Below are 19,011 nucleotides of genomic sequence, written 5' to 3'. Positions count from 1 at the left end.
GAAGCATCCCCGGTTTTGTCACGCAAAGGAGTGTGAGTGGCTATGATTCGCCTGCTTGCCGTTGTGTTCATCCTTGCCTCCGCAGTTGAGCTGTGGGGATTGTTTTTAGTGGGGAAGGCCATCGGTGCAGGGCCGACCTTCCTCCTCATCCTGCTGACAGGCGTGGCAGGTGCCTATTTTGCCAAAAAGCAAGGGCTGGAGATTTTACGATTGATCCAAGTCCAGCTTTCCCGTGGCCAAATGCCGACAGATGCTGTGATCGATGGCGTCTTTATTTTACTAGGCGGGCTTTTTTTGATCATGCCTGGTTTTTTGGCTGATATAGTCGGACTTATGCTGCTGATTCCACTGACGCGCGCCATTTTGCGCACGCTGATCAAAGGTTGGCTGTTGAAGCAGATGACATCGGGCAGAATAAGGTTTCTGTTTCGCAGATAGTTCACTGCAGTTCCATGCACATTGGAATGGTGACCATCGGTTGTGAGCCTGTTACAATAACTCCAATTCGTGGATGGGGGTTATTGGAAATGGGAACGACGATCGCGCTCGTTGTGTTTGATGATTTTACGGACCTCGACTTGTTTTTGCCCTGGGACTTGTTAAACCGGGTCCGATTGGTCGGCGGCAGAGACGATTGGCAGGTGAAAATCGTTGGGACGGAAGCTACCCATGTTTCGCAAGCGGGTCTGCGCATTCCAACTACAGGATTTGTGGAGGAAGCAGTTGATGCCGATGCGGTACTTTTCACCAGCGGCCCCCGCGTGCCTGCGCTCATTGAGGACGGGAGATACATGAATCGCTTCTCGCTTTCTCCCGAGCGGCAGCTAATCGGCTCGATGTGTTCGGGGGCTTTGTTTTTGGCGAAGCTAGGATTGCTAACGGGGATGGAAGCGACTACTTATCCTACAAGGCGAAAGCTGCTTGCCTCCATGGGCGCGAAAGTCGTGGACAGAGGGTTTGTGGAGAACGGGAATGTCGCAACCGCTGCTGGCTGTTTGGCAGGACAGGACTTGTCGGCCTGGATTATCCGCACCCTTGCTGATCAAGCGATGGTGGACAGTGTGATCGACTCGGTTCTGCCTGTTGAGCAAATGGTTATCACGAAGTAAAGGAAAAAACTACATCAGTACAAACAGCAAGAAGCCCAACGCAGACTCGATGCAGCGTTGGGCTTTGTTTTTTTAGGTCCCTTTGATATAAAGCCAAACATCTTTGTGCACGCACGCTTTGAACAAGGCGTTGATCAGAACGAGGCTCACAGGGCCGACGATCAGCCCGAGAAAGCCAAACAGGCTATAGCCAATAAACAGTGCGACCAAGGTCAGAAGCGGATCGAGCCCGACATTTTCGGCGACCACTTTCGGCTCGATAATTTGGCGGACGATCAGCACTACCGCATACAGAATGGAGAGGCCGATAACAAGGCTGTAGTTGCCTTTGAAGAACATGTAGACGATCCATGGTACGAAAATCGTTCCTGTTCCGAGGTATGGGAGCAGATCGACCACACCGGTCAAAAGTCCGATGGTGACGGCGTACGGCACTCCCATGATCAACAGCCCGATGATCACGATCACCGCCGTGATGGCTACGAGTGTGATCTGCGCCTTGATGAACCCGACCAGTGCATTCCGCAGGTCGAGGATCACGGTGTCCATGCGGCTGTTTACTCGTTGCGGTAGTATCCGGCGGAAGCGATTTCGCCACAAGTAAAAGTCTTTGCTGATGAAAAAGGCGCCCATTAGCGAGATGACGAACACGGTGGCCAAATTCGGCAGCGACAGCAGCAACGTTTTCACCGCGTCGAGGAAATTGAGGGCGAACTGCTTGCTACCTTGGGAGATGGAGGATACGGTTTTGCCAATGGTGTCCTTGACCGTTTCCTGGTAGCTCGGATCAAGCTGTGCGTACATGAATTGGATACGGTTGTAGATGCCGTTTAACGTCTCCTGCGTAATGAAGCTCTGGACGTAACCAGATAGCTCATTAAGCGTGTGCGGAAGCTTGGCGGTCAAATTCCCTATCTCGATCACCGTAAACGTCACAACAAGCGTGACGGCCCCTACGACGATGGCTAACAGTAAGATCAATGCGATAATCACGCCGAGCCAACGGGGAAACTTGGCCCGATTTGAGAGGAGGTTGACCAGCGGGTTGATAGCCAGGGCGATGAGTATGGAGATTAGAAATGGGTATAGTAAAGGTGTTGCGAAGAGAACGACCTTAACTCCAACATACACCAACAACACAACCCACAAAAAACGGATGATTTGAAACAGGCGAACCTGCCAGTTATGTATGTTCAACCGCTCTTCCCCTTTCATGAAATGTAACTTTATTGTAACGAAAATATGCTATTCTTTCCAATACACGCTGTGAGAAAAATAAAACCCTTTTTCGCTCTATGAAACTTTAGTATTCACAAATCGGACAATATTTACTATAATGATGTCCGAGAACGAAAGTTTTTCTTTCTTTTCGTTGCCGGGCTCTGTCGTTTCATCCGTCTCTCTTTTCGTCGATGCAAAAGACAGACGACCTACGATCGATACAGAAAATCGGCGGAAAAGAGAGGGCCTTACAGATCATGACAGGTAAAGGAGAGAGAACTATGACAACGACTCGTGGGCTTGAAGGTGTGGTTGCAGCGCAATCTGCGATCTGTTCCATCGTTGACGGTGTACTCTGTTACGGCGGCATTAATGTCGATGAATTGGCTGAAAACGCTACCTTTGAAGAAGTAATTTATCTTCTGTGGCACGGTGTTCTGCCTAAACGTGAACAGCTCGATGAGCTGAAAAAAGATCTTGGCATTAATGCCGTCGTACCAAAAGAAGTAATTGACGCAATCCGTTCATATCCGGCGGGTGTGCATCCGATGTCCGTTCTGCGCACAGCGGTGTCCACACTTGCTTTGTATGACGTGGAAGCGCAGGATATGTCCAAAGAAGCGAACTATCGCAAATCGATCCGCCTGATGGTGCAAACACCAACGATTATCGCTGCTTATGCGCGCATTCGCAAAGGCTTGGAGCCTGTCCAACCGAACCCAGAATACTGCGTTGCGAAAAACTTCCTGTACATGCTCAATGGAACAGAACCAACCGATACAGCGGTCAAAGCCTTCGACACAGCTCTGATTCTTCACGCTGATCATGAATTTAACGCTTCCACATTCGCAGCTCGCGTCACCGTTGCGACGCTGACTGACATTTATTCCGGTGTGGTTTCTGCAATTGGCACGCTGAAAGGACCTCTGCATGGCGGAGCCAACGAGCAAGTGGCAGCGATGCTGGGCGAAATCGGCAGCGTGGAAAACGTAGAGCCATTCATCCACAATGCACTTGAAAACAAAGTAAAAATCATGGGCTTTGGTCACCGTGTCTACAAAGACGGAGACCCGCGCGCTAAATGGCTGCGTCAAATGTCCAAAGAACTGACAACACAAATCGGACGCAGCGAGCTGTACGAGATGTCTGTCAAAATCGAAGAATTGGTGACAGGTGAAAAAGGCTTGAAACCAAACGTAGACTTCTATTCCGCTTCCGTGTACATCGCACTAGGACTGGAAACAGATCTCTACACGCCAATTTTCGCAATCAGCCGTATGTCCGGATGGACTGCGCACATCATGGAACAATTTGAAAACAATCGCCTGATTCGTCCGCGTGCGGATTATATCGGCCCAGTCAATCAACACTACGTTCCAATTGACCAGCGATAAGTTCAGGTTTATCATGGCGTAGAAGGACTACCACCAGCTTGTGGTAGTTTCTCTACGTCTGTCATTGTTTACAACTTTTAACTTCAATAAAAGTGAACTAATCATTATGGAGGGGTTTTCCTTGTTCAAAAATTTGGCACTGCCTGCTGCAGGCGAAAAAATCACAGTCGATAACGGCAAACTCAACGTACCTAACAACCCAATCATCCCTTTCATCGAAGGTGACGGTACTGGTCCTGACATCTGGAACGCTTCCGTACGCGTACTCGATGCAGCGGTTGAAAAAGCATACAAAGGCGAAAAGAAAATTGCTTGGTTCGAAGTTTTCGCTGGTGAAAAAGCGTTCAACAACTACGGCGAATGGCTGCCTGAAGATACTCTCACTGCAATCAACGAATACCTGATCGCAATCAAAGGTCCTTTGACTACACCTGTAGGCGGCGGTATCCGCTCCATCAACGTGGCACTGCGCCAAGAGCTGGATCTGTATGCTTGCGTGCGTCCTGTTCAATACTTTGACGGCGTGCCATCCCCAGTAAAACATCCTGAGCAAACAGACATGGTGATCTTCCGTGAAAACACTGAGGACATCTATGCGGGTGTTGAGTGGGCTGAAGGTACACCTGAAGTGAAAAAAGTAATCGAGTTCCTGCAAAAAGAGATGGGCGTGAAAAAAATCCGCTTCCCAGAAACTTCTGGTATTGGAATCAAGCCTGTATCAAAAGAAGGTACAGAGCGTCTGGTTCGCGCAGCGATCAACTATGCACTCGAAAACAACCGCAAATCCGTTACACTAGTTCACAAAGGCAACATCATGAAATTCACCGAGGGCGGCTTCAAAACATGGGGCTACGCACTGGCTGAAGCTGAATTCGGCGATCGCGTATTCACATGGGCACAATACGACCGCATCAAAGCTGAAGGCGGCGACGCTGACAAAGCGCAAAAAGAAGCGGAAGCAGCTGGCAAAATCATCGTGAAAGATGTAATCGCCGACGCATTCCTGCAACAAATCCTGACTCGTCCAGCTGAGTACGATGTCGTAGCAACGCTCAACCTGAACGGTGACTACATCTCCGACGCACTGGCTGCACAAGTAGGCGGTATCGGTATCGCTCCAGGTGCAAACATTAACTACGTAACTGGTCACGCTGTATTCGAAGCAACACATGGTACAGCTCCAAAATACGCTGGTCTGGACAAAGTGAACCCATCTTCCGTTATCCTCTCCGGGGAAATGCTGTTCCGCCACCTGGGCTGGAACGAAGCGGCTGATCTGCTCATCAACTCCATGGAGAAAACAATCTCCGCAAAAACCGTTACGTATGACTTTGCTCGACTGATGGATGGCGCTTCCGAACTGAAATGCTCGGAATTTGCTGATGCGTTGATCAAAAACATGTAATATAGAGGTGTACAACTAAAAAGGAAATACAAGGAGGGAACAAATGTGAGTTTCAATCGTAAAAAAATTGCCGTGATCGGCAGTGGATTTACCGGAGCAACAACAGCATTCATCCTTGGCCAAAAAGAACTAGGTGACGTCGTTCTGGTTGACATCCCTCAACTGGAAAACCCAACCAAAGGGAAAGCGCTCGACATGATGGAGTCATCCCCGGTTTTGGGTTTTGACGCGAACATCACGGGAACTGCGAACTATGAGGACATCAAAGATGCTGAAATGGTCATCATTACCGCGGGTATCGCTCGTAAACCAGGCATGTCCCGTGACGACTTGGTCAACACAAATGCTGGCATCATGCGTTCCGTAGCAGAACAAGTGAAAACCTATGCTCCAAACTCCGTTGTTATTGTATTGTCCAATCCAGTTGACGCCATGACTTACACTTTCTTCAAAACATCTGGCTTCCCGAAAGAGCGCGTAATCGGTCAATCCGGCGTTTTGGATACAGCCCGCTTCCGCACGTTCGTCGCGCAAGAGCTGAACGTATCCGTTGAAGATGTAACAGGATTTGTACTAGGTGGCCACGGCGACGAGATGGTTCCGTTGGTTCGCTACTCCTATGCAGGGGGCATCCCGCTCGAGACCTTGATTCCGAAGGATCGTCTGGATGCAATCGTTGAGCGTACCCGCAAAGGCGGCGGCGAGATCGTCGCACTCCTCGGCAACGGTTCCGCATACTATGCACCGGCAGCAGCGCTTGTACAAATGGCTGAAGCCGTCATCAAAGACAAGAAGCGCATCCTGCCATCCATCGCGTATTTAGAAGGCGAATACGGCTACAGCGATCTCTACCTGGGCGTACCTACCCTCCTGGGTGCAAAAGGCATCGAGAAAGTATACGAGCTGGAATTGACGGCGGAAGAAAGAGCAGCTTTGGACAAATCTGCTGATTCGGTTCGCACCGTCATGAAGGTTTTGGCATAAAACAAACGAAAAAAGCAAAGGGGCTTGCCTTCGGGCAGCCCCTTTTTTCATTTCAGTTTCCTTCCGAATAATACAGCAAAGTTAAAATACTTATAAACACAATCTACATCTGAAAAACCAATATCCTTGAGCCAGGTGATTTGTTCATCTAATGGCGACATTTTATCCAGCTTCGTTCTTTCATAAGCAGAAGTTAATTCGGTAGTAGATAATCCGCTGCCTTCCACTTTTTTCTTCCAATCGTCTTTATACATGGTTTCAATATAGGGGGTATGCCCAAGAACCTGGTCAGCATTAATAAACAAGCTATCGTTGTTCATGATGGAGAAAATCTTGGCGTAAAGATTCTTCTTTTCCGCATCTGTTAGATGATGAATGGAGAGGGAGGAAATAACAATGTCATACGTATCAGCAAATTCATGCTTCGTATAGTCATCCACGATGTATGTTACATTTGGTTGATTCGTAAAGCGCGACTTTGCGACCTCCAACATTTTTTCCGAAATATCAATCAGCGTCAATTTTGCTTGGGGGTATTTCTCCAGGAGAAAGGACGAGAAGAGTCCCGTTCCGGCCCCGATATCTAATATTGTAGGAGATTCCTTGGTTGTACTTGCTACGGATACGGGAATGCGATAAAAGTCGTCGAAACAAGGGATCAGTTTCCTTCTTTGCTGATCATATTCACTCGCGATATCATCAAACCGCTCAATGACTTTACTCCGATTGGTTTCCATTGGTTACGCCTCCTTACTATTCTTAGACATATAGTAAAACAAATTTCGTTATAGGTCGAATATATAGATTTTATTAGTTGTATAGTTTATAACTATATCTGAACTGTAGCCCCCCTCCGTTACTAAACAATGGCGCGAAAGTATGTGCGAAACTCCCGATCGATCGCAAAGCCTTGCTTTTCCCAAAAACGCCATGCGGTTTCATTCGCATGCTCGACGGTGAGCCCGATGCATAACACTAAGTCAAAATTGCGAACAGTTGATTGAAATAATTGGAAAATTAGACCACTTATGTTATGATTGCCCCATTGTGAAAAAAGGGGGATTTTGTAGAGAGATGGGGAATTTTCGGCGTCATTTTCTTTTTATTCGCATTATCATGATTATTGCGCTAGTTTGTTCATCATTTGGATGGACAGGCAGTAAGGTGGCAGCAAAAGAAGAGCGAGCGGTCTTGTCCAAACCATTGCAAACCGACCAGGACGTATTGGATTTTTTGACGGTGAAACGGAAGGTGGCACGCGTTTCCGGAGAGAAGAGCCAGCTTACACTTTTGAAGAAGCAGGCGGACGAGTACGGAAATCATCATTATTTGTATCAACAGACCTACCAAGGTATTCCGGTGTACGGGAAATACGTGCAGGTGCATTTGGATGAAAAGCGGCGGGTTTATTCCGTCCGTGACAAAGAAGGCGATAGTGGGCAGAAGCTGAATGTGGATACGACGCCGAAGTTGAGTGCAAAGAAGGCCGTTTCGCGTTTCCAGAAAGAACTTGAAAAAGAGCTGAAGCAGCCGATCAAGTGGGATGCCAGGTCCGGTACAGGGAAAGCATCCAAACCGAGCACAGAGCTTTTGATCTACCCTTTCAAAGGGAAAACTTACCTGGCCTATCGGATCAAACTGAGCTATTATTCTCCGACCATTGGCAGCTGGGTTGGCTTTGTTAATGCAGATACGGGAGAGGTTATCGATAAGTACAGCAATTTGCAGCATGAGGATGCAGGAGGAAGTATCAAATTCGAGAATGCAGTTGAGGGAACAGGGCAAGGAGAAAAAGCTTCACGCAAGCTGAATGTTTACCAAGATAAAGAGGGAGCGCTTGATCCAAACAGCATAGGAGCGTACTATTTGCTGGATATCACAAAGCAGATGTGGCAGCAAGGCACTGAACATGGCAGCATTGAAACATTGGCTTCAGATGGAGGAGACTTGGGGACCCGTATTTCCAGCCCAACCGGCGAATTTACGGATAGTGATGCGGTAGACGCGCACTTCAATGCTGGGGTGGTTTATGATTTTTATCAATCCGAACTGAACCGCAACAGCTTCGATAATAAAGGAACGAGTATTCAGTCGGTCGTCCATTATGAGGATTACCCGGGTGAACCAATGGATAATGCATTTTTTGATGAATCGACGGGGGCTATGTATTACGGTGATGGAAGTACAGATACACAGTATGAATATGAGTACAGCATGAAATGCCTGTCCTGCTCATTGGATGTAGTTGCGCATGAGATTACGCATGGAGTTACGGCGTATACTGCAGAATTGGAATACCGCGACCAATCCGGTGCGCTCAATGAATCCATTTCGGATATTTTGGGCGAACTGATTGAAAAGGGCGTAGAGAAAGATAGCGATTGGCAGATTGGTGAAGAAACGGGACTTGTTCTACGGGATATGGAGAATCCGGGAAAATACGATCAGCCTGCACATATGAATGACTACCAAAACTTGCCGTATGATTATGACAACGGTGGTGTCCACATAAACAGCGGCATTCCCAATCATGCTGCTTATCTGATTGCCACCAAAGCTGTTGCAGCAGGTCTGGATGGTAAAGACCTACTACTGCACACGACGTATAATGCTTTATTCCATTTGACCTCAGTATCAAAATTTGAAGATGCACGAGAAGCCTTCCTGTTAGGCGCGAGTGAATACGCGCAAGAAAATGCGCTCGATTCCGCACTAGTGGAGAAAATTGTTGATGATGCTTGGAAGCAGGTGGGTATTGGACTGAATCCAACGAGATTTACCTTTAGGCCTGATGGGCGGAATGTGGATAGCATAGATCCTACGGAATCCATAATTAGAGCGTTTGTTCCTTATGAGACTACCGATGAGGAACTGAAAGCATTAGAACCTGTCATCGAGCTTCCGCCAGGCATGGACTATGCTCCAAAAGGAAAACAGGATTTCACCGAAGCTCTACATGCAGAACCTGTAAAGTACACGATCACCAACCAAGTTGGTTACTCACGCATATGGAATGTTTATATTGAGCGAATGCCAGGTATCGAATATTATAGCGAAGATTTTTATGAATCTTATGTGAATGATGGTTCTCTTTTTAATCCCATAACAATGGGGCTTGATATGTTTACTTTCCGAGGGAGACCTGGGGATGATTTGATACAACTGAATCGTGCGGCCGTTCGAAATCTTCCGGAAGGACTGACAGCAAAGCTCATCTTAACGAGGTCGACTAATACAGCCGAGCTTCGGCTGTTTGGTAAGGTAAAATCGCATGAAAAAGCTGATAACACATCAATAGAAGTAGAATTTTTCGATGATGCGTTTGATACGTTTCAACATTTCCAAGCAAAAGAGATACCGGGGAGTATTAATTCAGATATCCAGTTACATTTTTCTACTCCCATTACATCTTTTGTAAGTGAGGGTCATGATGACACGTCTGCAAGTTTTTCATGGAGCCCTCCTCCCGGGGCTGAAAAGTATTACATCGTGCAGATGTATGACGATGGGGAAATTGATAAAAGAAAATTGACCAATCCCGAGGTAGATAGTTCGAGTGTTACCGTTGATTATTTAGAACCCAACCAATCGTATACGTTTTGCTTGCTTGTCAAAGGCGGCGACAACGAGGGCTTCTCCAACCCAGTTACAGTAACAACTGGCAATGACACCAACCACGCGCCAGTTGTCGCAAGCCCGATTCGCGACCAATCGCTTACAGCCGGACAAGGAAGCATCCAGATTGATGCGGGTAATACATTCACCGATGCTGATGCAAGGGACAATCTGACACTATTCGCAAAATCGGACACTCCGGCAGTGGCCAACGTCAGCATGCAAAACAACACCATCACCATGACGCCGGTCTCCGCGGGTAAGGCGAAAATTACGGTAACAGCTGAGGATTCGAAGGGAGCCCAAGCTCAAACCCAATTCACCGTAACGGTTTCCAGCTACACGCCTCCAACACCGTCCTACTATCCGGTGACGAGCGTTAGCCTGAATAAGACAACGTTGACGTTGAAAGCAGGCGGGGACGGTGAACGTTTGGTAGCAAGCATTCAGCCTTCCAACGCAACCAACCAGCAAGTGGTCTGGACAAGCAGCGAACCAACCGTAGCATCCGTCGATCCAAACGGGAAGGTGACACCGCTGGTAGTAGGAGAAGCAACGGTGACGGTCACGACTGTCGACGGGAACAAGACGGCATCGGCTCGGGTAAAAGTAGAACCCAAAGAGACGATTCTCACCGGGATGCGGGCATCGGAAAGCAGCATATTGTTGAAACCGAGCGAAGAGAAAGAACTGACGATTTATGGTGTTTATTCTGATGGTACGGAGAAGGATATCACCCATGATCCAAACGCGAAGTACCGTACTAGCGCTTCTTCCATCGCAACCGCCAAACAGGGACTGATCACAGCTGGTAAGAAGGAAGGGAAAGCGGTTATCACAGTTCGCTATGAAGGGAAGCGCCTGGAGATTCCGGTTACCGTCTCAAAAGAGGTACCTAAAGAAATAAAGAGGGTCACACCCAGCAAACGTTCAGTGAGGCTGGAGATCGATAAAACGCAGGCGATTAAACTAACCGCCTATTACAAGGACGGAAGCAAAGAGATTGTTACACAAAAAGCAGAATGGACAAGTGATGCGCCAGCAGTTGCTACTGTGAAAGACGGAGTGATAACGGCGCTCGCAGAAGGAAAGGCAACGATTACGGCAACCATTCAGAATCAAAAAGTGACGATCCGGGTTACAGTGATTGGAAAGTAAAGTAGCGAAAAGAAAGAAGAACCGGCAGGTCTATACCTGTCGGTTCTTTTCGTCATCGATCCGAAAACTATTTATTTTTTCTTCAATAATTCCTTCTCCAGCAGCGGCCCGTAGGTCTCCACTCGGCGGTCGCGGAGAAATTGAAGCAGGTTGCGGGCAAAGTCGATTTCGCCAAGGTCCACTTCCTGAATCAAAATGCCTTCCTCACCGTCGAGCGATTGAACGATGTCGCCCAGCGGGTTGCTGACGAAGCTGCCGCCGTAGAAGTTCATATCGTCTTCCTGGCCTACGCGGTTAACCGCCGCGATGAAGACGCCATTGGAGATGCCGTGCGCGGAGATCGCCTTTTCCCAAGCCTTGCGGGTGGACAGCTCTGGGTGATCCGGCTCGGAACCGATTGCAGATGGATAGAACAGGATGTCTGCGCCTTGCAAAGCCAGGATGCGAGCAACTTCAGGGAACCACTCATCCCAGCAGATGCCGATCCCGATCGTGCCATAACGTGTTTCATATACAGGGTAGCCGGTGTTGCCTGGCACGAAATAATATTTTTCATGGTACTGTGGGCCGTCTGGAATGTGGTTTTTGCGAGTGGTTCCCAGATAGGAGCCGTCCGCATCGTACACGACCGCGCTGTTGAAGTAAACGCCGCGTCCTGCTTTTTCGTAAATCGGCACGATCAGGACAACTTCGAATTTTTTCGCCAGCTCGCTCATTTTCTGCAAAGTTGGGCTGTCGATTGGCTCCGCGAGGTCATAGTGATCTACATTTACCGTTTGGCAAAAATATTGAGCGTTGAACAGCTCTTGCAAGCAAATGATTTGCGCACCTTTTTTCGCAGCTTCCTCGACTTTTTGTACATGGTATTCCACGTTTTGGGCAATATCTTTGCCGCATTTTCCTTGAATCAAGCCAATGGTTACTTTGTTTGTTTTCATGAAAACGTCCTCCATTCAAATAGTGGGTTAAGTTTGTAAATCTTGCACGCAGTTACGCTTGATCTGCTTCCGCAAACTGAATTTCTGGCGGCCTTTGCGAAAAGCCTTTCGTCAACGCCAGCAGGTAGGCAAAGCCGACGACGACCCAGACGCTGCCCAATATAATCGAGTGTTTGTCCAGATTCGTCCAAAGCCAGATCGTGAAGCAGGCGCCGATAACAGGAAGCAGCACGTTTTGGAAAAATCCTTTAGCGCCGCGCTCCTTTTGACGGACGTAGTAGTGGGCGATCACAGACAGGTTAACGAAGGTGAACGCGACCAAAGCGCCGAAATTGATGAATGATGCTGCGGTTGACAAATCAAGCACCAGTGCGGCAAGAGAGAATACCCCGATCAAGATGATGTTGAGCGAAGGGGTTTGAAACTTCGGATGAATGTACCCAAACCATTTTTTCGGCAAAACGGACTCGCGGCCCATGGCGAACAAGAGACGCGCTGCACTCGCGTGTGACGACATGCCGGAACCGATGGTGGAGGTGATCATCCCTGCCAAAAACAGTGATGCAAAAACTGTGCCACCGATATGTTCTGCGATTTCAAATGCTGCCGAATCGACGACTTTGAACGAATTGAAATCAGGGTAAACGATTTGTGCAATGTAGGAGACGAATGTGAACAGCGCGCCCCCGATGAAAGCGACCAGGAAGATTGCTCTCGGAACCGTTCTCTTCGGATTCACTGTTTCCTCAGAGAGTGTAGTTACAGCATCAAAGCCGAGGAACGACAGGCAAAGAATCGAAGCGCCTGCCATGACGAACGAGAAGGGGACATCTTGGTTGTAGAACGGCAATGCGCTAAGCAATGTGCCCATTCCCATGCCGTGCGTGACACCCTTGATCGAGAGAATCACAAAGAGAACGGTTACGAGAAACTGGAACAAGACAAGAATCCCGTTGATTCTGGCGGTCATGCGGATTCCGCAAACGTTTACAATTGTGATAATGCAGATAAACCCGACAATCCAGATCCATGACGGAACTTGTGGGAAAGCAGCGGACAAGAAAACGCCTGACAACAGGAAGTTGATCATCGGCAAGAACAGATAATCCATGAGGACCGACCATCCGACCAAAAAGCCGAGATGAGGGCTGATCGATTTCTGTGTGTACGTATAAGCGGAGCCAGCGGATGGATACGCTTTCACCATTTTGCCGTAGCTATAGGCTGTGAACAGCATAGCGACCAAAGCAATGATATAAGCCGCCGGAATCATTCCATGTGTCGTTTGAGCGGCTATTCCATACGTAGAAAAAACCGTCATCGGCGCCATATAGGCCAAACCGAGAATCACGAGTGGGAGGAGTGTGAGTGTCCGGCTGAATTGCGGTGCTTGTTCCTTGTTCATGTTGTTCCCTCCTTGTTTTATTTTCGAAATCTTTAATAAGCAAATTACGTGCCAATACGAAAAGATTGCGAAAGCGTACATTTCACGTCTATAATGTGGAGGAATAATGAAAAAAATCATTATTTGATTGTAGTATAAAAGGTTTTAAGCCTTTTTACTATGTTACTATTTGGTATAATGAAATAAATCATTATAATGCGAAAAATCATTATCGCTGGGGAGTGATGGGAACCCGCATGTTTTCAGACATCAAAATACATGACAACTGGCTTGTGCATTCTGCAGGCATGACCGTCGATTCCGTCCTCGGCAGCAAGCAGGAAGAGCTGCTGGAGACGATCTTTAGTAAGGAAAGCATTTCTTTCATTAAAAATATCGTGCACAAAAAAATCACATCGCTGAAATCGGAAGCGATCAGTCAGCTTTTGATCGCGCCGTTTCTTCTCTTAATCGTGAAGGAGCCGAGCAGAATTCTTACGGCTGTTAGCATGCAAGACACGAACCAGACAGGTGGCAGCGGTGAACCGGATGCCGGCTCGATGGAGGCGTCACTGATTGCCCGCTCGCCCAAAATGCTGGAAATCATGGAGATTGTGCGTAAAATTTCGCACGTCGATTCAACGATTTTGCTGCTCGGTAGATCGGGAGTCGGGAAGAGCGTGATCGCCAAGCTGATCCATAAGTACAGTAGCCGCTCGAACAAGAGCTTCATTTCCGTCAACTGCGGTGCGATTCCGGAAGCGTTGATGGAGTCGGAGCTGTTCGGTTACTCCCATGGCAGCTTTACCGGCGGAAAACGCGGTGGAAAAAAAGGAATTTTTGAATCAGCCAATGAAGGGACCGTGTTTCTAGACGAGATCGGCGAACTCCCCTTAAACCTGCAGGTAAAGCTGCTTGAGGTTTTGCAGGAAAACAGCATCCGGCCGATTGGATCGAGCCGCTTGGTGCCGGTGAATGTCCGCGTGATCGCCGCAACGAATCAGGACTTGCTAGAGCTTGTTGCACAGAAGAAGTTTCGCGAGGACTTGTATTATCGGCTGAACGTCGTGCCGATCGAGATCCCTTCCTTGCGTGAGCGGCAAGAAGATATCGTTTATTTAGCGCGCCATTTTTTGACCCAGCGCATAAAAAAATACGGGATATACAAAACGTTTCATCCCGATGTGGAAGAGGTGCTGAAGCAACACGAGTGGCCGGGCAATGTCCGCGAGCTGGAAAACCTGATCGAGCGGGTCTTCATCACAGCCGAGGAGAGCGAGATTCAGGTCAAACACTTGCCTGCCGCTTTTCACTCCCAATTTTCCGGCATTTTGCCGAAAAACGAGACGACCGGGATCATTCCATTAAAAGAAGCAAAACGGCTTGTGGAAAAAGAATTGATTTTAAAAGCCTACGATTTATATAAAAGCAGCTATCGGGTGGCGGAAGCGCTTGGGGTTGACCAGTCGACAATCGCGAAGAAGCTGAAAGAATTTCGAGAAGAGGATGGGAAACAGAAATGAGAGTGACCATTGCGCTGGCACAATTAAAGGTGACTTCCTTTAATAAGCAACTGAATTTGAACCGCGCCCTGGCGACGATTCAGGCGTGCAAAGAAAAGCAGGTGGATTACGTGCTCTTTCCCGAGCTGTTTCTATCCGGTTATTTCATTCAGCAAAACATTCGTGAGCTGGCCGAACCGGCGGACGGGGAGAGCATCAAAAAACTCCAGGCAAAAGCCAAGGAGACCGGCGTCGGCGTCATTATCGGCTTTCCGGAGCGCGATAGGGAGAGCATGTATAACTCGGCTGCTTTTATCGACCAGGATGGCACGCTGCAGGGTGTTTACCGCAAAGTCCATTTGTTTGACAAGGAGAAGTCGTATTTTACCGCTGGCGAGCACTGCCCGTTGTTCTCGTTGCCCGGAGGCAAAATGGGAATGATGATGACCTATGATGTGGAATTTCCGGAAATGGCCCGTCTTTATGCTGTAAATGGGGCATCCCTTCTGTTCGTTCTGAATGCCCACCATGTTCCCTATGAGCAGCATCAGGAGATGTATTTGCGCGCGCGCGGCCTGGAAAACCAGCTATTCATCGCGGCGGCGAATACGGTCGGACTACAGGAGATGACGCTGTTTTTCGGCGAAAGCGGGGTTATCTCTCCAGATGGTGATTATGTGGCAAGAGGCAGCAACAATGAGGAACTGATCGTCGTGCCGATCGATCTCGGGGATGTAGAGCGGTCGAGAGCCGAACGACCGATGAAATATTTGACGGATCGCAAGCAAAAGGTGTATCGAGCGCACGGGCTGCTTGCCGAATAGCTTTTTTTCAGACGGATAAACCACATGGCAGATGTCATGTGGTTTGTTGTTTGTTGCTGCTGTATTTACCGAAAATTTACTTGTATCACATATTGTCTTCTGGCAGACTAATGAATGGGAAGGGAACATTTTTTCGCACAGGTAGGACATCATGCCATTTTCTATCCGGATGAATGCAGCCAATGCTCCGCAAAATGCTTGGCTGAGCCAAGTTTTCAATTAGGGGGTACGTAGAAATGACAAAAATTTTGGTTGTCGATGATGAACTATCTATCGCCAAACTCCTGCAGTTCAACCTTGAAAAGGCAGGGTTTGAAGTCGTGTCCGCATACGATGGAAAGCAAGCGCTTGAGATGGTTAGCCAAGAAAAGCCTGACTTTATCATATTGGATTTGATGCTGCCTAAAATCGACGGGATGGACGTGTGCAAAACGCTCCGCCAAGACCGGATCAATACGCCCATTTTGATGCTCACAGCCAAAGACGACGAGCTGGATAAAATCCTTGGCCTGGAGCTTGGGGCGGATGATTATTTGACCAAGCCGTTTAGTCCGCGTGAAGTAGTGGCTCGTGTGAAGGCGATTTTGCGCCGGACACAGGCAGCGCCAGATGCAGGCGGTGACGATGGTGAAGTCGTTCTCGAGTTCGGCAATATCAAGCTGTACCCGGAGAAATATGAAGTGTTCCGCGGTGAAGAAAAAGTGGAGCTTACGCCAAAGGAGTTTGAGCTGTTGCATTACTTGGCGAGCCACCATGGCCGCGTATTGACGCGCGATCAGTTATTGAACGCGGTTTGGAATTATGATTTCGTCGGTGATTCGCGGATTGTGGACGTGCATGTCAGCCATCTGCGTGAAAAACTGGAAGAAGATACAAAAAATCCGCGCTATATCAAAACGGTGAGAGGCCTTGGCTATAAGCTGGAAGGATAGCTGGGAGGAGGGTTTCAGGTGACGCGCTTTCGCTTAAAATTAACCTTTACCATCCTGATTCTCATCTCATTTGTCCTGTTGTTATTGGGCGGTTTTTTTGCCAAAGTCCTGGAGCGTTCCTATATGGAGACGCTCTCTGATTTATTGCGGAAAGAAGCGCTGCTGATTGCGGAAGCGGTACATGATCCGAGCATTTATAACAACAATGAGAAGTTACGGGAACGGGTGTATGATTTCACGCAATCGACGGAAGCAAGGGTGACGGTGATCAACGCCAAGGGAGAAGTGCTCTCCGATACGAATCATGATCCAAGCGATATGGAGAACCACTCCAACAGGCCCGAGTTCATCAGTGCGATGAAGGGTGAAACGGCGATGGCCATGAGATTCAGCGATACGCTTGGCTATCAGATGATGTATATCAGCACGCCCATCAAGCAAAACGGGATGGTCGTCGGAGTAGTTCGCTCTGCCATGTCCATGGAGAGCATCACCGATACGATTCACAGCATGTGGTACAGCCTTTTGACCGGACTCTTGGTGACGGTCTTGATCGGCTCGCTGATCAGCGCGCGCATCGCTTCGAGCATTACGAAACCGATCGAGGAGATCACGCGTGTAGCGCGCAACATTACACAGCGTCAGTACGAAAGCCGTGTGCGTTTGAAGGCGAGCGATGAGATCGGTCAGCTTGCCTCCGCCATCAATTTCATGGCTTCTAGCCTTGAACAGCAGATGTACGAGATTTCTGAGAACCAACAACGACTGTCAGGCGTGCTGACGAACATGACTAGCGGGGTTATTTTCGTGACGGAATCGCGCCGCATCATGCTGGTGAATCCTGCGGTGGAAAAGCTGCTCGGCACAGCCGGACAGGATTTGGTCGGCAAGCTGCATATAGAGGCGGGGAAAAACTTCGTTCTCAGCCAATCGATCGACAAGTGCATTGATACAGGTGAAAAAATGCGGGAAGAGATTCATATTTACTATCCGGAGGAGCGGATTTTGGATGTGAATCTGGCGCCCTATATCAATTTCAAAGGCGAGAAAAAGGGCGTCGTGACGGTGCTGCATGACATTACCGAAATTCGCAGGCTGGAAAAGATGCGCTCCGAATTCGTCGCCAATGTGTCGCACGAGCTGCGCACCCCGATCACTTCGATCAAAGGGTTTACGGAGACGCTGCTTGATGGCGCCATGCAGGACGAGGAGCTGTGCCGCAACTTCCTGCAAATCATTTCGGAGGAAAGCGAGCGTCTGTTCAGGCTGATCAGGGAAATTCTCGACTTGTCCAAAATCGAACAAAAGCGGATCGTCATAAACATGACGGAAGTAAACATCAACAAGCTTGTCGAAGGGACGGCCTCCCTTTTGCAGGAGCAGATCCAGCGTAAAGGGCTGCGGTTTATCATGCCGGCGGCGAAAGATGTGACCATGATCAGCGATCGCGATTGCATGAATCAAATTTTGCTGAATTTGATCACGAACGCTGTCGCCTACACGCCGGAGGGCGGGACGGTGAAGGTCGAGGTCAGCAAGGATGAGCAAAACGTGACGATCGTCGTCGCCGATACGGGTATCGGCATTCCAGAAGGGGATATTCCGCGCATTTTTGAGCGGTTTTATCGCGTCGATAAGGCGCGTTCTCGCGATTCTGGCGGCACCGGTTTGGGGTTGGCGATCGTAAAGCATCTGATAGATGCGTTGCATGGCGAGATCGCCGTTCAGAGCGAGGAAGGCAGGGGCACAACCTTTATTTTGGTGTTTCCTCTAGATAAATAATTTTACGTAAAAGATACAATTACTTTAAATCAGCTACACAATTCTCTTGTACGATTTCAACTGTCAGAAAGAATGGGTTGAAATCCGAGGGGGAAAATCATGGTTGCCAGACATACCTTTGAAGAACAGCTTGATAGCCTACATCGCAAGCTTTTGTCGATGGGGTCGTTGGTGGAAGAAGCAATTCACAAGTCCATTAAAAGTCTCGTAGAGCGAAATCTCCAGCTGGCAGATGAAGTCATCAAGAGTGACGGAGTCATCAATTCGCTTGAAGCCGAGATTGAGAGCGGATGTTTTCAGCTGATTGCTTTGCAGCAGCCGGTTGGAGGCGATCTGCGCAGACTGGGGACCATGCTCAAGCTGGTAACAGACCTGGAGCGAATGGGCGACCACGCCGTAGCGATTGCGAAGACGACGCGCCGCTTAATGAATGAGCAATATGTAAAACCGCTGATCGATATTCCGCTCATGGCGGATCATGTAAAAGCGATGGTACGAGATAGCCTGAATGCATACATTATTCGCGATACGGAGGCAGCAGCAGAGATCGCCCTGCGCGACGATGTTGTCGACAAGCTGTTCTCTACCATATTCCGCGATTTGATCGAGGTAATGAGCAACAAGCCGCAAGCGATCAACCAAGGGACGCATCTGCTGCTTGTCGCTCAGTATTTGGAGCGCATCGCCGACCATGTGACGAACATTTGTGAATGGATCGTGTACATGAAGACCGGACAAATGACAGATTTGAACAAATGACAAA

Annotated in this window: 15 protein-coding genes; 11 read left to right on the top strand and 4 right to left on the bottom strand. The window is 48.5% G+C overall.

The features are described 5' to 3' along the window. The first annotated feature begins 42 nt into the window (after window positions 1–42). Both EDM56_RS10205 and EDM56_RS10200 read left to right on the top strand, forming a co-directional pair. Complete coding sequence (locus EDM56_RS10205; RefSeq protein WP_122917811.1) at window positions 43–438, top strand: FxsA family protein; 396 nt, start codon at window positions 43–45, stop codon at window positions 436–438. A gap of 89 nt (window positions 439–527) precedes the next feature. After that, on the top strand, window positions 528–1,109 hold the full coding sequence (locus EDM56_RS10200; RefSeq protein WP_122917810.1) for a DJ-1/PfpI family protein: 582 nt from the start codon (window positions 528–530) through the stop codon (window positions 1,107–1,109). Between the two features lie 72 nt (window positions 1,110–1,181). Here EDM56_RS10200 and ytvI read toward each other — a convergent pair whose 3' ends face one another. After that, window positions 1,182–2,306, bottom strand: coding sequence for a sporulation integral membrane protein YtvI (gene ytvI / locus EDM56_RS10195; protein WP_122917809.1), 1,125 nt, complete (start codon window positions 2,304–2,306; stop codon window positions 1,182–1,184). A 305-nt stretch (window positions 2,307–2,611) separates the two neighbouring features. On the opposite strand from ytvI, the gene citZ reads away from it, so the two are divergent. The 3 genes from citZ to mdh all read left to right on the top strand — a co-directional run bounded on the left by citZ (window position 2,612) and on the right by mdh (window position 6,113). Then, window positions 2,612–3,724, top strand: coding sequence for a citrate synthase (gene citZ / locus EDM56_RS10190; RefSeq protein ID WP_122917808.1), 1,113 nt, complete (start codon window positions 2,612–2,614; stop codon window positions 3,722–3,724). A 121-nt stretch (window positions 3,725–3,845) separates the two neighbouring features. After that, on the top strand, window positions 3,846–5,129 hold the full coding sequence (gene icd, locus EDM56_RS10185; protein ID WP_122917807.1) for an NADP-dependent isocitrate dehydrogenase: 1,284 nt from the start codon (window positions 3,846–3,848) through the stop codon (window positions 5,127–5,129). Between the two features lie 45 nt (window positions 5,130–5,174). Continuing rightward, window positions 5,175–6,113 (top strand): malate dehydrogenase, encoded by a 939-nt coding sequence (gene mdh, locus EDM56_RS10180; protein ID WP_122917806.1) that lies wholly within the window; start codon window positions 5,175–5,177, stop codon window positions 6,111–6,113. A 47-nt stretch (window positions 6,114–6,160) separates the two neighbouring features. Here mdh and EDM56_RS10175 read toward each other — a convergent pair whose 3' ends face one another. Further along, entirely contained in the window at window positions 6,161–6,850 is a 690-nt protein-coding gene (locus EDM56_RS10175; RefSeq protein ID WP_122917805.1) for a class I SAM-dependent methyltransferase, read from the bottom strand. 337 nt (window positions 6,851–7,187) lie between these two features. Between EDM56_RS10175 and EDM56_RS10170 the strand changes: the two genes are divergently transcribed. Beyond that, window positions 7,188–10,886: a M4 family metallopeptidase gene (locus EDM56_RS10170; RefSeq protein ID WP_122917804.1), complete on the top strand. Its 3,699-nt coding sequence runs from the start codon at window positions 7,188–7,190 to the stop codon at window positions 10,884–10,886. 71 nt (window positions 10,887–10,957) lie between these two features. Here the strand turns inward: EDM56_RS10170 and EDM56_RS10165 are convergent, their stop codons facing one another. Together EDM56_RS10165 and EDM56_RS10160 are read right to left on the bottom strand one after the other, a co-directional pair. After that, window positions 10,958–11,824, bottom strand: coding sequence for a carbon-nitrogen hydrolase (locus EDM56_RS10165; RefSeq protein WP_122917803.1), 867 nt, complete (start codon window positions 11,822–11,824; stop codon window positions 10,958–10,960). Between the two features lie 52 nt (window positions 11,825–11,876). Beyond that, window positions 11,877–13,229 (bottom strand): APC family permease, encoded by a 1,353-nt coding sequence (locus tag EDM56_RS10160; protein ID WP_122917802.1) that lies wholly within the window; start codon window positions 13,227–13,229, stop codon window positions 11,877–11,879. A gap of 236 nt (window positions 13,230–13,465) precedes the next feature. Here EDM56_RS10160 and EDM56_RS10155 point away from each other — a divergent pair, with 236 nt between their 5' ends. The 5 genes from EDM56_RS10155 to phoU all read left to right on the top strand — a co-directional run bounded on the left by EDM56_RS10155 (window position 13,466) and on the right by phoU (window position 19,007). After that, window positions 13,466–14,731, top strand: a complete 1,266-nt coding sequence (locus EDM56_RS10155) for a sigma-54 interaction domain-containing protein (RefSeq protein WP_246009336.1) — start codon at window positions 13,466–13,468, stop codon at window positions 14,729–14,731. After that, entirely contained in the window at window positions 14,728–15,534 is an 807-nt protein-coding gene (locus EDM56_RS10150; RefSeq protein WP_122917800.1) for a carbon-nitrogen hydrolase family protein, read from the top strand. Before EDM56_RS10155 ends, EDM56_RS10150 begins: the two co-directional genes overlap by 4 nt. A 236-nt stretch (window positions 15,535–15,770) precedes the next feature. Beyond that, entirely contained in the window at window positions 15,771–16,466 is a 696-nt protein-coding gene (locus EDM56_RS10145) for a response regulator transcription factor (RefSeq protein ID WP_122917799.1), read from the top strand. An 18-nt stretch (window positions 16,467–16,484) separates the two neighbouring features. Beyond that, entirely contained in the window at window positions 16,485–18,248 is a 1,764-nt protein-coding gene (gene pnpS, locus EDM56_RS10140) for a two-component system histidine kinase PnpS (RefSeq protein WP_122917798.1), read from the top strand. 99 nt (window positions 18,249–18,347) lie between these two features. Next, window positions 18,348–19,007 (top strand): phosphate signaling complex protein PhoU, encoded by a 660-nt coding sequence (gene phoU, locus EDM56_RS10135; RefSeq protein WP_122917797.1) that lies wholly within the window; start codon window positions 18,348–18,350, stop codon window positions 19,005–19,007. Window positions 19,008–19,011 lie beyond the last annotated feature (4 nt).

Source organism: Brevibacillus fluminis, from assembly GCF_003710825.1.
Lineage (GTDB): Bacteria > Bacillota > Bacilli > Brevibacillales > Brevibacillaceae > Brevibacillus_D > Brevibacillus_D fluminis.
Note: the sequence above shows the minus strand (reverse complement) of the source record. Positions and strands in the feature narration are given on the sequence as shown.